1 protein-coding gene and 2 tRNA genes are annotated in these 1,372 nt (G+C 49.6%); all 3 read left to right on the top strand.

Going from position 1 to position 1,372, the window contains the following annotated elements; translation table 11 throughout:
* The 3 genes from R2X38_RS26590 (at position 1) to R2X38_RS26580 (ending at position 1,372) form a co-directional block, all read left to right on the top strand.
* A tRNA-Asn gene (locus R2X38_RS26590) sits at positions 1 to 76 on the top strand.
* Between the two features lie 461 nt (positions 77 to 537).
* Positions 538 to 1,167, top strand: a complete 630-nt coding sequence (locus R2X38_RS26585) for a glutathione S-transferase family protein (RefSeq protein ID WP_317525344.1) — start codon at positions 538 to 540, stop codon at positions 1,165 to 1,167.
* Positions 1,168 to 1,300: 133 nt separating this feature from the next.
* Positions 1,301 to 1,372, top strand: a tRNA-Phe gene (locus R2X38_RS26580).

Genomic DNA, 1,372 nt, shown 5'->3' with positions numbered 1-1,372 from the left:
TCCCCCTTAGTTCAGTTGGTAGAACGGCGGACTGTTAATCCGTATGTCGCAGGTTCGAGTCCCGCAGGGGGAGCCACATTAAGAAGCCAAGTCGAAAGACTTGGCTTTTTTCTTATGTAACTGCGACTTACTCGTGCCGAGTAATTGTCTCAGAGCTAGCCGCCCGCGTTGAGTCCCGCAGGGGGAGCCACTTTAGAGAAAGCCGTGTCATTTGACGCGGCTTTTCGTATCTGCCCCCATCCCCTTTTGAACAATCCCACTACGTCTTTCTCGGGTCACAACTCAATTTTTCTGTACTTGATGCAAGCCCTTTTACCGTAACTTGAACTCTTCCCTGCAATGACATTTCTGATTTGTCGCCATTGCTTATCTGGGCAGACCATTGCCATGAGTGTAGGAGGATCCAGCTACGGTCCAGGCAACGGCTATGACCCGTAAATAGCCATATAACCCATACTTCCACGGCCTGTGACATGCAGGCCGTCTGTTTTTTGCTAACTTTAATTACAACAAAATAAAAAAACCAAGGAAGATAAGATGATCACCCTTTACGGCTACCCGCGCACCCGCTCCCTCCGAGTCTCCTGGCTGCTTGAAGAACTTAGCCTCGATTGGCAGTACCGCTTGGTGAATTTTGCCAAGAATGATCATCGCTCACCCCAATTTCTCGCCCTCAATCCGCAGGGCAAAGTGCCTTGCCTGATTGATGATGACATCACCATCTGTGAGTCCTCGGCGATTTGTCTATATCTTGCCGAAAAATATGGTCACCATTGGCTGCCTGCTCCGGGAACAGCTGAATCCGCCACTCACCATGAGTGGATCAGCTATGTCATTACCGAGTTGGAGCAACCTTTATGGAGTATGGGCAAACACCGTTTCGCTCTTCCCGAATCAATCCGCTTACCTGAAATGCTTGCGGTTGCGGCCTGGGAATTCAAAAAAGCACTTAAAGTGGCAGAGAGCCGCCTCAAAGGTGATGAGTACTTGCTCGGCCATTTCCCTACTGTTGCCGATATCTTGCTTGCCCACACCCTGAACTGGGCGGTGAAGTTTGATCAGAAATTACCGCTAAAACTAGAGAAATACCGCCAATTTGTCAGCCGTCGGCCGGCGCTGTCACGTGCACTAGACCGGGAAAATCGTACCCTTTTAGATGGCGATTAACTTGGCTAAAAGCCGTTTAGCGTTGGCAATAAGTTCAAAAACCGAGCGATCAGAGCAAAAAAGGCAAAGTCAGCGTGTTTTTCTAAAAAAACCGTTGACGCAAAGGCCGAAAACCTTTTTAATGCGCCCCGTTGCCTCGATAGCTCAGTCGGTAGAGCAGAGGATTGAAAATCCTCGTGTCGGTGGTTCGATTCCGCCTCGAGGC

The organism is Photobacterium rosenbergii, from assembly GCF_033022775.1.
GTDB classification, from domain to species: Bacteria; Pseudomonadota; Gammaproteobacteria; order Enterobacterales; family Vibrionaceae; genus Photobacterium; species Photobacterium rosenbergii_A.
This window is presented reverse-complemented; position numbering and strand designations above follow the sequence as displayed.